The 18,563-nt window shown below is 45.4% G+C and carries 14 protein-coding genes; 4 read left to right on the forward strand and 10 right to left on the reverse strand.

The window, feature by feature from the left end; translation table 11 throughout:
- Positions 1 to 3 precede the first annotated feature (3 nt).
- The 3 genes from NBH16_RS13005 to NBH16_RS13015 form a co-directional block, all read right to left on the reverse strand.
- Positions 4 to 2,748: a putative LPS assembly protein LptD gene (locus NBH16_RS13005; RefSeq protein ID WP_005867909.1), complete on the reverse strand. Its 2,745-nt coding sequence runs from the start codon at positions 2,746 to 2,748 to the stop codon at positions 4 to 6.
- A gap of 65 nt (positions 2,749 to 2,813) precedes the next feature.
- Positions 2,814 to 3,356, reverse strand: a complete 543-nt coding sequence (locus tag NBH16_RS13010; protein ID WP_005867908.1) for an HDIG domain-containing metalloprotein — start codon at positions 3,354 to 3,356, stop codon at positions 2,814 to 2,816.
- 59 nt (positions 3,357 to 3,415) lie between these two features.
- A complete protein-coding gene (locus NBH16_RS13015; protein ID WP_146375998.1) occupies positions 3,416 to 5,830 on the reverse strand; it encodes a S9 family peptidase in 2,415 nt (804 codons plus the stop codon).
- A 96-nt stretch (positions 5,831 to 5,926) separates the two neighbouring features.
- Here NBH16_RS13015 and NBH16_RS13020 point away from each other — a divergent pair, with 96 nt between their 5' ends.
- Positions 5,927 to 7,120 carry an exo-beta-N-acetylmuramidase NamZ family protein gene (locus NBH16_RS13020; RefSeq protein WP_146375997.1) on the forward strand — a complete coding sequence of 398 codons (1,194 nt, stop codon included), beginning with the start codon at positions 5,927 to 5,929 and terminating at the stop codon, positions 7,118 to 7,120.
- Positions 7,121 to 7,126: 6 nt separating this feature from the next.
- Entirely contained in the window at positions 7,127 to 9,184 is a 2,058-nt protein-coding gene (locus tag NBH16_RS13025) for a TonB-dependent receptor plug domain-containing protein (RefSeq protein WP_250788697.1), read from the forward strand.
- 49 nt (positions 9,185 to 9,233) lie between these two features.
- On the opposite strand, the gene NBH16_RS13030 is transcribed toward NBH16_RS13025, so the two are convergent.
- The 3 genes from NBH16_RS13030 to NBH16_RS13040 all read right to left on the reverse strand — a co-directional run bounded on the left by NBH16_RS13030 (position 9,234) and on the right by NBH16_RS13040 (position 11,562).
- Entirely contained in the window at positions 9,234 to 9,683 is a 450-nt protein-coding gene (locus tag NBH16_RS13030) for an META domain-containing protein (protein WP_008772651.1), read from the reverse strand.
- Positions 9,683 to 10,108 (reverse strand): META domain-containing protein, encoded by a 426-nt coding sequence (locus NBH16_RS13035; protein ID WP_041525709.1) that lies wholly within the window; start codon positions 10,106 to 10,108, stop codon positions 9,683 to 9,685. The genes NBH16_RS13030 and NBH16_RS13035 overlap by 1 nt, the downstream gene beginning before the upstream one ends.
- Before the next feature lie 83 nt (positions 10,109 to 10,191).
- Positions 10,192 to 11,562, reverse strand: a complete 1,371-nt coding sequence (locus tag NBH16_RS13040; protein ID WP_250788698.1) for an MATE family efflux transporter — start codon at positions 11,560 to 11,562, stop codon at positions 10,192 to 10,194.
- A gap of 126 nt (positions 11,563 to 11,688) precedes the next feature.
- Between NBH16_RS13040 and NBH16_RS13045 the strand changes: the two genes are divergently transcribed.
- Together NBH16_RS13045 and NBH16_RS13050 are read left to right on the forward strand one after the other, a co-directional pair.
- A complete protein-coding gene (locus tag NBH16_RS13045) occupies positions 11,689 to 13,005 on the forward strand; it encodes a M23 family metallopeptidase (RefSeq protein WP_416338881.1) in 1,317 nt (438 codons plus the stop codon).
- A 3-nt stretch (positions 13,006 to 13,008) separates the two neighbouring features.
- On the forward strand, positions 13,009 to 13,377 hold the full coding sequence (locus NBH16_RS13050) for a YccF domain-containing protein (protein WP_005867901.1): 369 nt from the start codon (positions 13,009 to 13,011) through the stop codon (positions 13,375 to 13,377).
- A gap of 311 nt (positions 13,378 to 13,688) precedes the next feature.
- Here NBH16_RS13050 and murI read toward each other — a convergent pair whose 3' ends face one another.
- The 4 genes from murI to bamA form a co-directional block, all read right to left on the reverse strand.
- The gene (gene murI / locus NBH16_RS13055; RefSeq protein ID WP_005867900.1) at positions 13,689 to 14,519 is read right to left on the reverse strand and encodes a glutamate racemase; all 831 of its coding nucleotides are present in this window, start codon (positions 14,517 to 14,519) and stop codon (positions 13,689 to 13,691) included.
- A gap of 90 nt (positions 14,520 to 14,609) precedes the next feature.
- A complete protein-coding gene (locus NBH16_RS13060) occupies positions 14,610 to 15,104 on the reverse strand; it encodes an OmpH/Skp family outer membrane protein (RefSeq protein WP_005858972.1) in 495 nt (164 codons plus the stop codon).
- A 74-nt stretch (positions 15,105 to 15,178) separates the two neighbouring features.
- Positions 15,179 to 15,694, reverse strand: a complete 516-nt coding sequence (locus NBH16_RS13065; protein WP_005858974.1) for an OmpH/Skp family outer membrane protein — start codon at positions 15,692 to 15,694, stop codon at positions 15,179 to 15,181.
- A 172-nt stretch (positions 15,695 to 15,866) separates the two neighbouring features.
- The gene (gene bamA, locus NBH16_RS13070) at positions 15,867 to 18,557 is read right to left on the reverse strand and encodes an outer membrane protein assembly factor BamA (RefSeq protein ID WP_250788700.1); all 2,691 of its coding nucleotides are present in this window, start codon (positions 18,555 to 18,557) and stop codon (positions 15,867 to 15,869) included.
- Between the last annotated feature and the right edge of the window lie 6 nt (positions 18,558 to 18,563).

The raw sequence follows: 18,563 nt of genomic DNA on the forward strand, positions 1-18,563 counted from the left end.
TTATTAATACCACTGCTGTCCATCCCTATAATTACTTCTCTTATCATACTTCAAATCTTTCAATAAAGCAGAGCTTACAGCGATACTGAATGTATAGGATTTATAAGGACCGACCGGAACGAAACTAGCCGTCATTTGCCAACAGTGCAAGTTACGAGTTACGTTACAAGTCATATAAGAAATCTTCTTAGCGTCAAAATCATAAGTAGCGTTAAAGTTAAAACGCCAGTTCTTTGTCGGCTGGATATTTCCGTTAAAGCTCAAAGAGTGAGTCAAGGCGTAATCATACTCCAGTTTAGAACGATTAAAATCACCATACCGCAAGCTCAAACCATAACTAAACGAGAGGCTCCAAGGAATCTTGGAAATTAAATAGCCATCGGCATCTGTCTCACCGGTCTCTTTCTTTTTGCCCAACAGACGGCCACCACTTTCCTTATTCTCGCCCTCTCCTTCTCCATCCGGGTTCAATCCATCCGGATCTGCATTCGGATCCGTGGAAGCCGATTGATTCCCGGATTTATCCGATGAGCTATCACCTCCTCCAAACAACTTCTTGAACGTATCATTATTAAATGTATAAGAAAAACTGGTGCTAGTCCCTCTCAAACGGCCAATACCCTTGCCTGCTTTCCAACGGGGAATATCGACACGATGCCCATTCTCATCGTACGTATAGGTATCGAACTGACCATTCAAGTTCAACGTATAACTCTTGGATAATTTCAAACGTAAACCGACACTCAAGTCACTCCACTTAAATGAATCCGCCGCCATATTATAACTCATGCCTAACGACAGCTTATCGATCAGACTAATTTTCTTGAATCCAGTAGAGTCCTTATCCGAACGCACCTTCATCTCGATATTGTTATTTACGTCAAAACTGATATTTCCTTGTTTTCCCGTTCCCGGAACGCCATACATATTATGAGCGAACGGAGAATACGTATATTCACGATCCTCACCATTCGCGTCTTGATATACATAAGTCTCATAAAAACCAAAACGAGAAGAAGCGAAGTCCGGCTGGGCGCTTACCGTAATAGACGGCTCGAAGCGGTGACGGATCATCTCAACCTTATTACCCAAGAATGGCAACGGTTTATAAAAACCATACAAGGTAGTAGACGCAGAGATAGAAGCGTTAAAATCGTAAATACGATAAAAACCATACGTAGTGTCGCGGGCTACCAAAGCCTGTTTCTGCGTATCATATTCCTGTTCGATCTTGCTGGTGTACCAACGTTCCTTATAATTGAAAGAGGGAGAAATATTCAAGTACTTGAGCACGGAGAATGTAGCGCTTACCGGAATCGAGTGCTGCATAGCATTCTGCCAATCTTTGATCAAATTCGATTTGAATAATAAGTTTTCTTTTGTCGTTATACTATTACTAAACGTACCGGAATAACTCATGGAGATCTTCTCGTACCAACGCTCCTTCCCGACCGGATGTTTCCGCTTGAAAGGGAAGATACGACTCATCGTAACCGTCATGCTAGGCAAGGTCACGGCGATAGAAGAATCACGGGTCGTCTGGTTTATACTCATCGTACCGGAGATCGTGAACGGGTTATTCGGGAAACGTTTCGTTACGTTGATGGATGAACTCTTCGTATTCTGGTTCACATCGGCATATCCATTCGCATTCGGGTATAAACTGTTCTGATTATTACGGTCATACGAAGAGGTCGAGAAGTTTACGCTCGCCGAGAAAGACAGATAAGGATTCGCCTTAGGGTCTTGCGTATGCGTCCAGTTAACCTTGAAGTCCTTGGATAAATTATAGTCTGGCAAGCCCTTATCTCCCAATTTCGTCACCAAATAAGAAGCATTAAAACTGCCCGAGAATTTATAACGTTTGCGGTAAGCCGACTTGGCCGACAATCCCCAAGATCCCTTGGTATAAATCTCTCCCAACAAAGCCAAGTCCATATAATCGCTCAAGGCGAAATAATATCCACCGTCACGCAAGAAGAAACCTCTGGTAGACTCGTCTCCGAAAGTCGGCATAATAATACCGGATGAATATGTACTCGAGAACGGGAAGAAACAGAAAGGTAACCCGATCGGATACAACGGCACGTCCTCCAAGACCAGATAGACCGGACCCGTTACGATATTCTTTTTCGGGCGCACCTTCGCTTTCGTCATCTGGATGTAAAAGTGAGGATGCTCATGCTCGTCGCAGGTCGTATACTTACCACCCACCATGTTCAAGATATCCCCTTCCATCTTTTTCGTTCGCCCGGCGGTAACATACCCTTCGCCCTGCTGGGTAATCACGTCCGTGATATATCCTTTCTTGGTACCAAAATTATACCGCATCGTCTTCGACTCATACTGCTGATCGCCCTCCTTAAACAACGGATAGCCAAACTCCTGCCCGATAGAGTCGAGTCCAAACTTAGCGAACACGATGCTACTATCCATATTCATCTCAATCAATTCGGACTGCAGCTCGATATTCTGGTATTTGACATCGCCTTCCCCGTAAAGATATGCCCAGTTGCCAGCCGTCATCACGATAGAATCGGTCGCTTGATAACTGACCGGAGCATCTAGCCCGGTCTGCTTTTCTGGAATCGAATCTCCCGCTAACGTTGTACTATCCGTAGGAGCCACCAAGAGAGAATCAGTCTGCGCCAAGCTATCGGCAGGAGCGACAATCTCCTGCGCCTGCACGCCCAAGCCTCCCAAGAGGAAAACGAATAGAATGATTAGGACTCTATATATCAAAAACATTACTTCGTTCTTTGCAGTGTGTTACAGCGTGCAAATGTATAATAAATAAACGAGCCCTTATGCTTTTATTCCCCTAAAAAGAGTTTACACCAGTGTTCAAACTGCTCAACTGTCTCATTTCCATACTTGGATAAGCTCTGTTTTATCTTATCAGCCGGTTTCTCTTTCGTCAATTTAGTCTTGCTAAAGAATTTATCAGCGAAACAGATCAATTGCTCTTCCAATGACACGGGACGCATATCCCGATGTGGAACAGGCAGGTTCCGTTCCTCGATCATGGCAAGCGAAAGCCCCGTTCCCGTATGCCTCTCGCAAACTAAGGCGTGGCGAGGATACCCCTCTTTCCGCATTAAATCGGCTCCCAGATAGCCATGGCAGATATAATCGGCCTCCCCATGGCAATCGATATCTGGAGCGTTACACAAAAAGATCCCTATGTCATGCAACATCGCCGCTTCCTCAATAAAAGTCAGATCCAGATTCATCTCCGGATGCAAACGGGCCAATGCCAATGCCTTATCCGCCACGCTGCGGCTATGAGTCACCAAAATCCGGTAGGCATCCGAACTTTCCGGATAATATTTCTTTATTATATCAAGAGGTTTCATCCTATTTATTTTTTTGCGAGACAAAAATAAACAATCTCTCTCACATATACTACTTCTCATCACTGATACCCCTGAAACCAATTGCCCAGTTTCAAATCTTTTATATCCGCACCTGTTTCCCGTTCGCCTCTCAAATACTCAGAGAAGTAATCGACCATCCGCCAATAATAATACTCATTATAGTCATCAAAATGATGACGTTTTCCCGGTACGATCAACATATCAAAGCGTTTGCCTGCCTTGATTAACTCGTCCACGACAACAATGGTATTCGCCGGATGCACATTATTATCGATATCGCCATGGATCAATAACAGATGGCCTTTCAAGTTCCTCGCCAATTCCTGATTGGTCGGGATGCGAATATCGAACGAGATATTTCCCATATCATCCGTGATCTCCTTTACCCCATGATGTTTCTCTCCCCACCACCGGTTATAAATGTTATTGTCATGATTGCCGGCACAAGATACCGCTACCTTAAAGAAATCCGGATAAAGCAGCATAGCCGCTGTAGACATGAAACCGCCACCGGAGTGTCCGTGTATGCCGACCCGGTTGATATCCATGAATTTATAACGAGCGCACAACTGCTCGATAGCTACTTTATGATCCGCCATCGGATAATCACGCAAATTTCCATATCCATAATTATGATACCACTTGGAGCGACTGGGATGCCCTCCCCTATGTCCCATGCACACCACGACAAATCCGGCTTGCGCCAAACGATCCGTACGAGGATTCATCGGGATGTAGCGAAAGAAAGTTCCCTCCTGTTGCGGTCCGGGGTATACATAGTTAATGACCGGATATACTTTCGTGGAATCAAAATCAAAAGGCTTATACATGACACCATACAAATCGGTCACCCCGTCGGCCGCCTTTACCGAAAAAGGCTCAGGGAATTTATAACCTGCCATGAATAATTGGGAGAAGTCACTCTCCTCCAAGGTCATCAATCGGTTACCTTGGTTATCATACAATGCCGTAGCCGGGATCGTATTGACACGAGAATAGTTATCCACGATATATCGCATGGATTTATCCATAGAGACCAGGTGGAAATAATCGCCCGGAGTAATCAGCTTTAAGCCCGAACCATCCAGATTCACCCGATACAAATGCTCGTAATAAGGAGTCGTATCTCCCCTTTCCCGGGCATTCGCCTTAAAGTAAACGACACGATTCTTACTGTCCACGTCTACGATGGCGTCCACATGCCAAGGTCCTTTGGTGATACGGTTTTTCAAATTTCCTTGCGCATCATATAGATACAGATGCGCCCAACCATCCCGTTCGCTCCAATGGATCAATTCCTTACCATTATCGGTCATCGCTAACGGGCGGGTTTCCATAGAAGTATTTAGACGTTCCTCAATGATCGCTTTTACCGAATCCTCCCCGATCGTATACGAACAGATATCCACCCGTTTCATATCCCGGCTGACACGGGTCAAATAGAAGGTCTGGTTATCTCCCAACCAGATCGAGTTCCGAGTGAGTCCCCTACGCTCCTTATCCGGTTTGGAGGCTAGATTGATTGTTTGATCTTTAAAACAATCCACCCGGATTTCTTTCCGCTTTCCGGCATTTTCCAAATCAAAGAGATATAAATGAACGATTGGAGAACCCGCCTCTCCCGGCATCTGATATTTATAGGTCTCAAGTGTAGGACGAGGTTTGGCGATCGAGTTAATCACCCATAAATCTTGCACCGCACGTTGATCCGACAAGGTCGCGACGAAATAACGACCATCGGGAGACCAGTTCCCCATTACATATTTCCGCTTATGGTCACATAAAGTATCGGTATTCAAGAAGGTCCGGGGCATACCAAAGCCAAAATCTTTTTCGCCATCCGTAGTCAAGGCGATCTCAGATATCGTCTTATCCTCCGGGTCCTTCACGGCCTTCTCATAATCCTCATAACTCATGACATACAGGTTCAAATCTTTTGCGAAGACTACCCGCTTTTTATCCGGCGATATATTCGCCCAACGGATTTTAGCAGGAATCTCGTCTTTCGTAATCCGAGTCAACCGGGAGGACGGATAATCATACGAGAAAAAATAGTTCCCGTTCGTACCCTTTATCGAGAAAGTAAACGTGCGATCATTTTCCTTTAAGCGTAAATCTTCGATAGGAAGTTGTTGTCCGGTAAAAGGCTCTCTCACGATCTCGCTTATCTGTGCCGCCAACTCGTCCCGATCGAATAATAATCGTTTATTTCTCGAATCGGGGTCCACCAGATACCAGTTTGTCCCCTCACTCGTCTTATACTCATACCAGAATTTATCACTATTATTAAAATAATTGGGGGTAAGGGTATAAGAGAAAAGTAGCTGTTCCGCATTCGACGGGGCGAAACGGCGTGCTTGCGTATATTCCGGCAGGACATCTTGCGCATAGGTGAAAGACGCCCACGACAAACTCAAGAAGGCTACCGCATAAAAAAGTGTTTTTACATTCATATTCTTAGTATTGTCTGTTATTCGCCTCAAAAGTATAAACTTTCTGTGAAAAACATTTCGTACTTTTGCGGTTAGTATACAGTTATTATATATGTAATGAAACAGATCTTTATATTTCTAGTCATACTTTTTAGCCTGACGCCAACGGTCTATTCACAAAACGCCCCGTTAAAGCTAGGTGCCGAGCGGATGGATGTCGTCACTCGTTTACTGAAGGGCAAGCGGGTAGGATTAGTGGTCAACCAGACTTCCATTTTGGAAAAGCGGCAGATTCATTTATTAGATGCGCTAGTAGCGGAAGGCGTAGACGTTAAGAAGGTGTTCGCTCCGGAACATGGATTCCGGGGAACCGGTGATGCCGGAGAGGAGATAAAAGACAGCCGGGACTTGAAAACAGGCATCCCCATCATCTCTATTTATGGGAAAAACAAGAAACCGTCCGCCGAGCAACTGGATGACCTCGACGTGATTGTTTTCGATATACAAGATGTAGGTGCCCGTTTCTATACCTATATCAGCACGATGCATTACGTGATGGAAGCCTGCGCCGAAAACAACAAAGAGTTTATCGTGTTGGACCGCCCGAACCCGAATGACTTCGTAGACGGACCGATCCGCCAGAAAGGATTCGAGTCTTTCGTCGGTGTCGATCCGCTCCCGATCTTGCACGGCTTGACCGTAGGAGAATTGGCATGGATGATCAATAAGGAAGGCTGGCTGAAAAGTACGCCCGATACCTGTCGGTTAAAGATCGTAAAGATGGAGAATTGGAAACACGGAGATCCCTATTGGTTGCCGGTCAAGCCCTCTCCGAACCTCCCGAATGACCAGTCTATCCGCCTGTATCCGTCGCTTTGCTTTTTTGAGGCTACGAACGTTAGCGTGGGAAGAGGAACCTATTATCCGTTTCAAGTACTAGGTTTCCCGGACCCTAAATACGGGGATTTCACTTTTACCCCGACCTCCTTGCCCGGATTCGATACCAATCCCTTGCAAAAGGATAAAGTATGTTACGGCATCGATCTGCGGGAATATCCGTTCGAAGGAGGATTAACCTTGCGATTCTTCCTCGACTTCTACAATAAAGCGGGAAAGGATCAAGCCTTTTTCTTCTCCCGTCCGAACTGGTTCGATTTATTGGCGGGCACGAAGCAGCTCCGCTACCAGATCGTAAGGGGCTTATCCGAGAAAGAGATCCGGGAAAGTTGGAAGCCCGAGCTGGATCAATACAAGGCCATGCGTAAAAAGTATTTACTTTATCCGGACTATCCTACTCAAAACAAAAAATAAGAACGAATGAATTATTGGGAATCGCATACCCAAGTCGCCGTACGTTTCCGCCGATTCGACCGGAAACGTTACGCCGCGTTCCGGAGTATGCACAAAGTCATTAACATTGGAGTCGTAACAGCAAGCACGTTACTATTCGCCCTGCCCGACACGGCGCAAGCCCAAAAGGCAATCGAGCCTAACCGGACCGGCGAGGAAGCTTCCGTAGAGCTGGAAGAGGTAGAAGTTACCGCCTCCCGTGCGCCTATCGCACGGAATCAAGCGACCAAGATCGTGACAGTCATTCCCGCCCGTGAGATCGCGGCGGCACCTGTCACCAGTATCCAAGATCTTTTAGAATATGCCGCGGGAATAGACGTCCGGCAACGAGGAGAAGGAGGCACCCAAGCCGATATCTCCATCCGGGGAGGGACGTTCGACCAAATAGCGGTTCTCTTAAACGGGGTCAACCTCTCCAACCCACAAACCGGCCATTATAGTTTTGACCTCCCGGTGAATCTCTCGGACATAGAGCGCATCGAGGTGGTATCCGGCCCTTCTTCCCGTATATTCGGGGCCAGCGCTTTCGCCGGAGCGATCAATATCATCACGAAAACAGGAAAAGAGAACAGGATCTCGACCGACAATTACGCCGGAATGCATAAGCTCTGGAAACTGGAGGCTGCCATCAATCATGCGACCACTCATTTCGGACAGCGCCTTTCCGCAGGGTATGCCTCGTCCGGAGGGTATATAGACAATACGGACTTCAAACAATTAAATCTTTTTTGGCAATCGGAACTTAAAAGCGAGGAGGCCGATTTCCAATTCCAAGCCGGATACAACGACAAAGGTTATGGAGCGAATAGCTTCTACTCCGCTTCCTATCCCAACCAATACGACAAGACTCGCTGCTTCTTCCTCTCCGCCGGAGGAGAAACACATGGCAAAATCAAGTTCACCCCCAAGGTATACTGGACCCGACATTTCGACCGGTACGAGTTGTTCCGTAGCGATCCCGCCGATTGGTATACCGGGCATAATTACCATGAGACGGAAGTATTCGGAGCCAACCTCAACGCCACGACACAGTGGAAACTAGGAAGAACCAGTATGGGCGTGGAATTCCGAAACGAGGGAGTAAAGAGTAATGTATTAGGCAAGCCGATGAAGGAACCGCAGGATGTTCCTTTCGAGAAAGAGGGGCAATATCTAAAAAGCGATAACCGAAGTAACATCAGCTACTTTCTTGAGCATAACGTATTATTACGCCGCTTCACGTTGTCAGTCGGGGTCTTGGCAAACTATAATTCGGCCTTAAACGAAGGGATTCATTTCTATCCGGGAATAGATGCCAGTTACCGTATCGGGGACAATGTCCGTCTGTATGGGAGCTGGAACCGGGCATTGCGCATGCCGACTTTCACCGATCTTTATTATGAGGGTAAGACGAATAAAGGAAATCCAGACCTAAAACCGGAGGAAAGCGAGGCATTCGAGGTCGGACTGAAATACAACACTTACTTCCTCCGGGCTCATATAGCCGGCTTTTACCGAAAAGGTAAGAACATGATCGATTGGGTGAAAGAGAAACCGGAAGATATCTGGGAAAGCCAAAATCTGACAAAAGTCGATAACCTTGGTTTCGAGACTAACCTGAGTTTATTACCGAGGGAACTGGGCAACGAACGGTTCTTTATCCGGAAAATAGAACTGGGATATGCGTTTATCCATCAAGACAAGGATAGTGAGGGGTATATATCGAATTATGCGTTAGATTATCTGAAGCACAAGTTCACGGCTCAATTAAGCCATTCTATCTGGAAAGGTTTTTCGGCCACTTGGTATGTCCGTTGGCAAGACCGGGCAGGTAGTTATACTAAATACGAGAATCTTAAGCCGGCTTATGAGGAACCTTACGCTCCTTATTGCTTAGTAGATATGAAAGTAAATTGGGAATATCAGCGGTTAAATCTATATGCGGAGTTAAATAATCTGCTCAATTCCACTTATTATGATCTGGGAAATATCCCCCAACCGGGTATTTGGTTTAAGGCAGGATTCCGTTATAGTTTCAAATATTAATACCCAGTTGTAGAGACGGGGCGTGCCCCGTCTCTACAACTGGGTGATTTTATTTTTGCTTTTTGATCACCAACAACTTATCATTATTGGTCCCGAACAAAGCGATTTCCGTAACAGGAGCCGCCTCACCCTGTGCCTCAAAGCGCACCACCTTATTAAGCGCTTCCAGCAACTCACGTTCGCCGCTCATATCCGGGCAAGCCATTCGGGTAGTCGCTACCTGTGGGAACTTAATGATATTTCTATAAGCATCATTATATTCGATCTTCCCCATCAACCGATTGCAACCGGCATTTCCCGAAAGCCCTTGACGAGCCACGTCGAACACCAAAACCTGATGAGTCTCCTCGGGATTCAACGTCTTACCGTTCATCTCCACGACACCCCATTCACCATCCAGATCCGAGAAAGAAGCTACCACCGCTTTCTTGGATTTACAGCCGGCGAACAAACCGACGCCTACCAAAAGCAGGCAAATATAAAAAAGACCTTTTCGCATTAATTTCTCTCCAATACTAATAATACATTACCATCTTGGTCTACCAGCAACATCTCATTCTCATCTTTTCCGCCCTTCACGGAACGAACCTGATCCATCGATTGAAGCACGCTCGTCTCCAAATCCATATTCGGACAAGCCATCATAGTTGTAGCGCCCGGAGCGATCGTAATAGAAGATACATCTTCCGGATCTAACGTGATCGTCGTATTGAATAAATTACAGCCTGTATTTCCATGTAATTTCTTCTCAGCCATATTGAAGTCCATCTGCGGCAGGCCTTCTTCCAAGACTTTCTCACCTTTCACTTCTACCACATTCCATTTACCTTCCAACTTCTTCACATCTGTCTTGACGTCTGAACAAGAAAACATCATCCCAACGAAAGCGGGAAGCAAAAACGCATAAAACAATACCTTTTTCATCTTCATCATAATCTTTTATAAAATATCTATTGTAATTAGTAAGACGCAAATAGAAGGCGAAATGTTCCCAAGAGCACCCTGTTTTAGCTTATATTAACAAGATTCTTGATTAACATCCTCTTTTTCCACTTCTGCGTTCGCCACCGCAAACAGAGTACCGCTCCCCTGGAACACTCGTCCAAAGCAAAAGCGAACCACATCCCCGCTAAGCCTAATCCGAACACGATACCGAACATATACCCGCAGAACACGGCAAAGAACCACATACAGAATAACTCGATAATTACCGGGACCACGACGTCGCCTACCGAACGCAAGCAGAATAAGAACAGCAGTACCGTGGCCCGCCCTTGCTCCAAGAGTACATCTACCAGCAAGGCTCCCATCGCGATCGTTATGATTGCTTGATTCTCAGTAAATATCCCCAATAAAGGACGTCCCAGCAGATAAACCCCGGTACTAGCGACTAACGTAATCAGCAACGACCTCCTCCAAGCATACCAACTCAATAAATAAGCGGCTTGCTTCTTCCTCGCGCCCACCAAATTGCCGGTACAAATAGAAGTAGCTTGTGCGATCGACAAAGAAAAGATATAGCCGATTATTACGATATTCATCACATAAACACGAGCTGTCAAGTACTCATTACCCAGCATATTGATAAAGTAGACAATCGTCACCTGCGAGGCATCATACGAGATTTGTTCCGCTGCCGAAGGCAAACCGATCTTCAACACGTCTCTCAACTTCTGAAACGGGAACGGACGGAAATAAGCCAAAGGGATACGAGGCACCAACCGCTTGAACAGCATGATAAACAAAAGTGTCATCGCCACTCCCCGGCAAACAGAGGTAGAGATAGCCGCTCCTTGTACACCGAGGGCAGGAAAACCGAAATGGCCAAATATCAATGCATAATTTCCAAACACATTCAATACATTGATCAGCAAGGTCACCTGCATCGCGTAATTCGGCTTGTTCGCCGCACGGAGCACCGCCGATATCGTAAAACTAACCGCTTGGAAGAAGCCGAACCCTCCGACAATGTGCATATAAGTCTCAGCATCCGGCATCAGATCCGGACGGATATCCATCAGGACCAACATCTCCCTACCGAACAAGAAAAGCATCAAGCTGATCAAGCAACCTACGCCGGCGTTAAACAACAAGGAGGTTCCTAACACCTGAATAAAACTCTTATTATCTTTCGCCCCAAAATAGAGGGCGCACATGACAGACGTTCCGGTCGTGGTAATATTGAACAGCAGAAATACCATGTTCAGCAATTGATTAACCACACCTACCGCTGCCACCGCATTATCGGAATGATGGCTCAACATAAGCGTATCCACCACGCCTAAAGTCAACATCAGCAAGGTTTCCAGAAAGATAGGCCCTGTTAATTTAAATAATTTGCCTCTCAGCCCTCTCGGGGCACGGAATAGTCTATACATGTCCATTGATCTGCTTTCTACCTAAACACCTTTTTACGAGTCCGCGAAGGTACAAAGCTTTACGCTAAATAGGTTTCGCTATTTCTATTATTTTCCGTAAGTTTGTATCCGGTTGAATAATTTTTGATGAACAAACGAAGACAAATGGACAAGAAACTACCTATATGTATCGTATTAGCCATGTTGATGAGTTGTTTCTCCTGCAAACAGCCCCAACAGCCCACGGAAGACGCAGACATGGATACGCAGTGGGTGGATAGCTCACAGCATCTGTATCAATACGGCATCTGTATCGATTCCTTGGACGTAAAAGAGTATTTGATGAAAAACGGGGATAATCCCGCCTCCATCTTCTCCGGGCTGGGCTTCACGGCCTTGAAAGCAGACAGTATCAGCAGGGCATCCACCCATGTCCTCGATCCGACGAAACTGCGAGCCGGCATGCATTATTACACATTTTCCACGGTAGATTCCTTGGAGACGATCCGATATATCGCCTTCGCCAAGTCGCTGACCGATTATGCCGTAATCGACTTGACCGGAGATACGATCAACGCCTATGAATTTAATAAGCCGATCACCCTTAAGAAAAAATATACGGAAGGAGTATTAAACTCTTCCCTATGGAACGTGATCAAGGCCAACGGAGGTGATCCGTATCTGGCGATCAAGATATCGGACGTGTACGCTTGGCAAATCGATTTCTTCGATATCAAGGATGGAGACTCCTTCAAGGTTCTATACAATGAGGCTTACATCGACGATACCACCGCCTTGAGCATCGCCTCTATCGAAGGGGCTATCTTTACGCATCAAGGCAAGGATTTCGTGGCGATTCCTTTCACCCAAGACAGTATCTTCGAATACTTCGATGAGGAAGGGAACAGCCTTCGCAAGGCGTTCCTGAAAGCACCGCTGGACTTTTTCCGGATCACATCCCGTTTTACGAACGCCCGTTTCCACCCGATCCTCAAACGATACCGGGCGCATCATGGGGTTGATTACGCGGCACCGGCCGGTACACCGGTACGCAGCATCGGAGCTGGTACAGTTATCGCCAAGGGATATCAAAACGGCGGGGGCAATTTCCTGAAAGTGAAACATAACTCCGTATACACCACGACTTATATGCACTTAAGCCGCTTCGCCAAAGGAATCCAAGTAGGCAGCCATGTGCAACAAGGCCAAGAAATCGCTTATGTAGGCTCCACCGGACTCTCTACCGGGCCGCATCTAGACTTCCGTGTCCACAAAAACGGGCAGCCTATCGATCCGCTAAAAATGGAAGCTCCCCCTTCTGAACCGGTGAAACCGGCCTACAGGGATAGTTTCGCTCTCGTTAAGCGGCAAATCTTGGCGGAAATAGATAGCTTTCATGTAGCCACAGTTAGTAAAGCATCTGTTATATATGAGAAAGATAGTATCAACCATTTAAATAACTAGCGTATGAAATTCTTGGGGAATATAATATGGTTACTCTTCGGAGGGATTATAACAAGTGTAGAATATCTGATATCCAGCCTAATACTAATGATAACGATCATTGGTATACCTTTTGGCCTCCAGACCTTAAAATTAGCGATACTGGCTTTATGGCCTTTTGGCAGCCGTGTCGTAGACGAGGGCAATTCCGGAGGATGCTTGTCACTTATCATGAACATTATCTGGATATTCGTCGGAGGCTTTTGGATTTGCCTTACGCATCTAGGATTCGGCCTTTTGCTATGTATCACGATCATCGGCATCCCTTTTGGCATGCAACATTTTAAGATGGCAGCTTTAGCCTTGGCTCCTTTCGGAAAGAGCATCCAATAAGGGAACGTCTGACTTTTCTGTAGAAGACAGACATCCGGCAAGAATTTAAGATAGGATAAGGTATTATACCTATTTCTTTCTATACCTATACGTTCTCGCTCCTTATTTTATTTTCTAATTCACGTCATGGTCTGTACAGACCACAACGTGAACTATACAAATCACGCCGTGAACTCTACAGACCACGGCGTGATCTGTAGAATTATACTAGATATTCAAATGAATTCATCCGATATCTTTCAAGTATTCATAAGGAAGGAGGGAAGTATAAATAGCGTTCATATACATCTCCCTCATAGGGCCTAGGGGCGTTATAGCTCGATCTGGGAAACCGAGACCGGAGTATTCATGAAGATAGAGGCCGCCTCAGAAAACTTCTCTGCCGACTCCGTGGTAAGAAAACGGCAACTTCCTCCCTTCGTGAGTTTACGATCCATTTCCGGGTGACGCCCTAAATAATCTCGCAAACTCTCCGCTACATGCTCGCCTTGCGAGAATAGAGTGATGCCGGAAGGAAGAAAAGCACGGATCTTATCCATCAAAAGGGGATAGTGAGTACATCCCAAGATAAGCGTATCGATTTGCGGATCTACGGATAATAGATGGTCGATATGCTTTTTCACGAAATAATCCGCTCCCGGAGAATTAAACTCATTATTCTCCACCAAAGGAACCCACATGGGGCAAGCCTCGCCTGTCACTTGGATATGTGGGTACATCCTGCCAATCTCGATCGTATAAGAATTGGACGTAATCGTACCGCTCGTACCTACGATACCGATATGTTTGGTACGGCTGATTGTATCCACTAACTCAACTGTAGGACGGATGACTCCCAATACACGACGATTGGGATCCCATGTAGGCAAGTCTTTTTGTTGGATCGTACGAAGCGCTTTCGCCGATGCCGTATTACAAGCCAAGATCACCAATTGGCAACCCGACTCAAACAAGCGCGATACCGCCTGACGGGTAAATTGATAAACAACCTCGAACGAACGGGTTCCATAAGGAGAACGTGCGTTATCGCCCAGATAAACGTAATCATAACCGGGCATCAACTGATGAATCTTATCGAAAATCGTAAGTCCGCCATAACCTGAATCAAAAAGACCGATCGGACCGGGAGTTTGTGGAAACATATCAGAAACCTTCTTTTATAAAGTACAAAGGGTGCAATCCTTTCGGAAAACACCCCCTCTTTTATTCTATAGAATAAATTTTCTCGCTAATTACAAACCGAGTTTCGTACGAACAAACGGAGTTGCGTCTACTGCGTTAGTACCCGTATAAAGCAAAGCTGCCGGATCGATGATATACGTATATCCCTTCTCCTCGCCTACCTTCTGGATAGCCTCGTGCAACTTCTGTTGGATCGGTTGCAATAATTCTTGTTGTTTCTTTTGTACGTCTTGCTGAGCTACCTGAACGAAGTTATCCATACGTTCTTGGATATCTTGAATCTCTTGCATTCTTCTCAACTTGATATTTTCTGTTAATGAATCTTGCTGCGCTACGAAGTCTGAATATTTCTTTTGGTATTCATCTTGCATTTGCTTCAATTCAACTCTATATTTCTCATTCAAGTCTGCCATTTGTTTTTCCATACCAGATACCTCCGGCATAGCCATAAACACCTCTTGAGTTTTTACAAACGCAATTTTAACTTCCTGAGCGATAGCTCCCAACGGGAGAATCATCAACAATAAAACAATAAGTTTCTTCATTTTTACTATATAATTACTTTGTTATTAATCAAGCTTTCACACTTTTCATGCATAAAGCGCACAAATGTAAGCATTTATTTTGAATATCCTAACTTAATCAGCACTTCATTACTGATATCGATCTTCGGAGAAGCGAAAATAATGCTCATAGCTGAAGCTCGATCCCAAACAATTTGATATCCCTTGTCTTCCGAGATTTCTTTCACCGCATTATACACCTCGTCTTGAATCGGTTTCATCAAACTCTCGCGTTTCTTATATAACTCACCCTCAGGACCGAAATATTTACGTTTCAGATCTTGCGCCTCTTGCTCTTTCTTCACGATCTCTTCCTCACGTTTCGTTTTCATCTCGGCGGAGAGGAATACCAGATCGCTCTGATAATTCTTATACATATTCTGAGCTTCTTGCTGAATCGCTTCCACCTCATTTTGCCATTTCTTGGAAACTTGGCTCAACTGCTCATTGGTCATTTCGTAAGCCGGAATATTCTTCAATATATATTCCATGTCGATTAAAGCGAACTTCTGTGCCATGCCGGCAAAAGAACAAAGCAACATCAGACAGCTCAATGTGATAATCTTTTTCATACTCTCTTTATTTATAGTTCTACTTTATGACTGCAAATATAACAGAGGGTTTACTTACAGCCTACCAATATTCGTTAAAAGTATTTATTTAAATGTAGAGACGGGGCGTGCCCCGTCTCCACATACGGAACACGCCCCGTCTCTACATACGAAGCTATACCCGATCTATATTTTAGAATTCCTGTCCGATGATAAAGTGCAGGTTACTACCGCTACGTTTACCATTAGATCCATAATTCGGCTCGTCGAAACCATAAGCCCAGTCGAGTCCCATCAAACCGATCATCGGCAAGAATATACGGACACCGACACCGGCGGAGCGTTTCAAGTTAAACGGATTAAAATTCTTCAAATCAGTCCAAGCGTTACCAGCCTCCACAAATACCAATCCGTAGATCGTAGAGGAAGGCTCCAGCAAGAACGGATATCTCAACTCCATAGCCAAACGAGAATAAGCGTATCCATAAGAGTTGTAACCACCATTACCGGCGATACTACCATTCTCATAACCTCTCAAACCGATCGTTTCCTGAGCATAGGTACTGGAGTAACCACTCATACCGTCACCACCCATATAGAAGGTCTCGAACGGAGACTTCTTATTTTTATTATAAGTACCTAAGAAACCATACTCAACACGGGTCATCAATACCGGCGTACGTTTCACGGTCAACGGAGCCAACGGAGAGAATATCTTCGCTTTGAACTTCCATTTATGATACTCGATGAATTTATATTTATCCGGGTCTGAGCTTGACATCGCTCCATAATCCTTATTATCAAACAAAGAATAAGGAGGCGTAGCCGCTACGGACAGCATAAATTGTGAACCCTTACGAGTATACAACGGGTTATCGATAGAGTTACGTTGCAACATCAACTCCAAGTTGATATTATGGCAATTTCCGTTATTAACCAAGAAATAATCCCAATCATGCATCATATACAGCTGATAGTTCAACGTCGCCATGAACTGGAAGTAGTCATCCGGCCAATTCAAGCGTTTACCATAACCAGCCGCTAAACCGAACATCATGATAGACTTATCCGGGTCGTAAGCATACTCATAACTATTATTGTAACCATAGTTGCCGTAATAGTTGCTACCATAGCCATAACCGCCCCCATAATAACCGGGATAACCATAGCCATAGCCCGGATAGCCATAACCATAACCGGAATTGGTCAAGTAATTGCTACTGATATCGGTTTGCTTTGAGAAATAAGCGCTGACAGACAATGTATTCGGTCGTTTACCGCCGAACCAAGGATCCATAAAGGAGATGCTGTAAGCCTGATAATAACGCCCGTTCGTCTGGCCGCTCAAGGTCAATGTCTGTCCCTCACCTTGCGGGATGATGCCCTTATAGGTTTTCGGGTTCAAGAAGTTCTTCATAGAGAAGTTCGTAAACTTCAAACTTAACTTACCGATCACACCCGTCTGTCCCCAACCTGCGGAGAACTCGATCTGGTCATTCGCCTTGGAAACCAAGTTATACTCGATATCCACGGTTCCATTCTCAGGATCAGGCAGCGGCACCGGATTCATGTTTTCCGGGTCGAAGTGTCCCATCTGAGCCAACTCACGAACGGAACGCATCAAGTCGTCACGGCTGAATAACATACCCGGCTTGGTACGCAACTCACGGCGAACGATGTCCTCATACAAACGGTCATTACCATTAATGATAATACGGTTGATCGTCGCCTGCGGACCCTCTTGGATACGGATCTCCAACGAGATCGAGTCATTCGCTACATCCACCTCTACCGGATCGGCGTTGAAGAACAAATAACCGTTATTAAAATAGACATTCGAAACGGCATCCTCATCCGTACTCAAACGTTCGTTCAATTTCTTTTGATTATACACCTCGCCTGGCTTCATACCCAACACGGCCATCAAATAGTCCGTAGAATATTGCGTATTACCCACGAAGCGAATATCTTTCAAATAGTATTTCTCACCTTCATCCACTTTCAAGAAGATATCTACCTTCTTCTCGTTAAAGTTCGCTACGCTATCGGACAACAATACGGCGTCGCGATAACCATGCTCGTTATATTTAGCGATTATATTTTTCTTATCGTTCTCATATTCCTCAGTCGTGAACTTCTTCGTGCTGAACATCTCCATGATACTGGTTTTCCAGTCGTTCGGCAAGCTGAACTTCTCGTTCGTCTTCTTCATCGCCTTCTTCAACTCCCGGGCAGTCAGTTTTTCGTTACCCTCAAAATAGATACGATGGATCTTGGTCTTTTCATTCTTATCGATATTGATATCCACGATCACCTCGCCTTCATTCGCGGGATCGTCCTTTTGCTCGATCTCGACATCCACGTTCTTAAAGCCTTTGCCATCGAAGAACTTCTGGATCACGATCTTGGCACGGTCCATGACGTTCGGCGTCACCTGGAAACCTTTCTTCAAACCCAGCTTCGCCTCCAAGTCCTCACGCTCGCCTTTCTTGATCCCGTGGTAATTGACTTGCGAGATACGCGGACGCTGCCTCAGCTGGATCTCCAGCCAAATCTGGTCGCCCTCGATCTTCGTCGCCAAGATCTTCACATCCGAAAACAAGCCATGTTTCCAAAAACGCTTCACTGCTGTAGTGATCTCCTCTCCCGGTACGGTAATCTCATCGCCTACCGACAAGCCCGAGAAGCCGATCAACACAAAATCATCATAATTCTTGATACCCGTAATCTTTATATCCGCGATCTTGTATTTCTTCGGAGCTAACGAGTACGAAATGACCGGCACTTCTGCCGGCGCCTCAACTTGGGTAGTGTCTATTTCTTGGGCAAACGCACCGCAAGCGAAACCCAAGCAAATAAAAAACAGCACTATTCTTTTGTACATATAACA

Origin of the sequence: Parabacteroides sp. Y3-G-102 (genome assembly GCF_023656845.1) — a bacterium.
In the GTDB taxonomy this organism is placed as follows: Bacteria; Bacteroidota; Bacteroidia; order Bacteroidales; family Tannerellaceae; genus Parabacteroides; species Parabacteroides distasonis.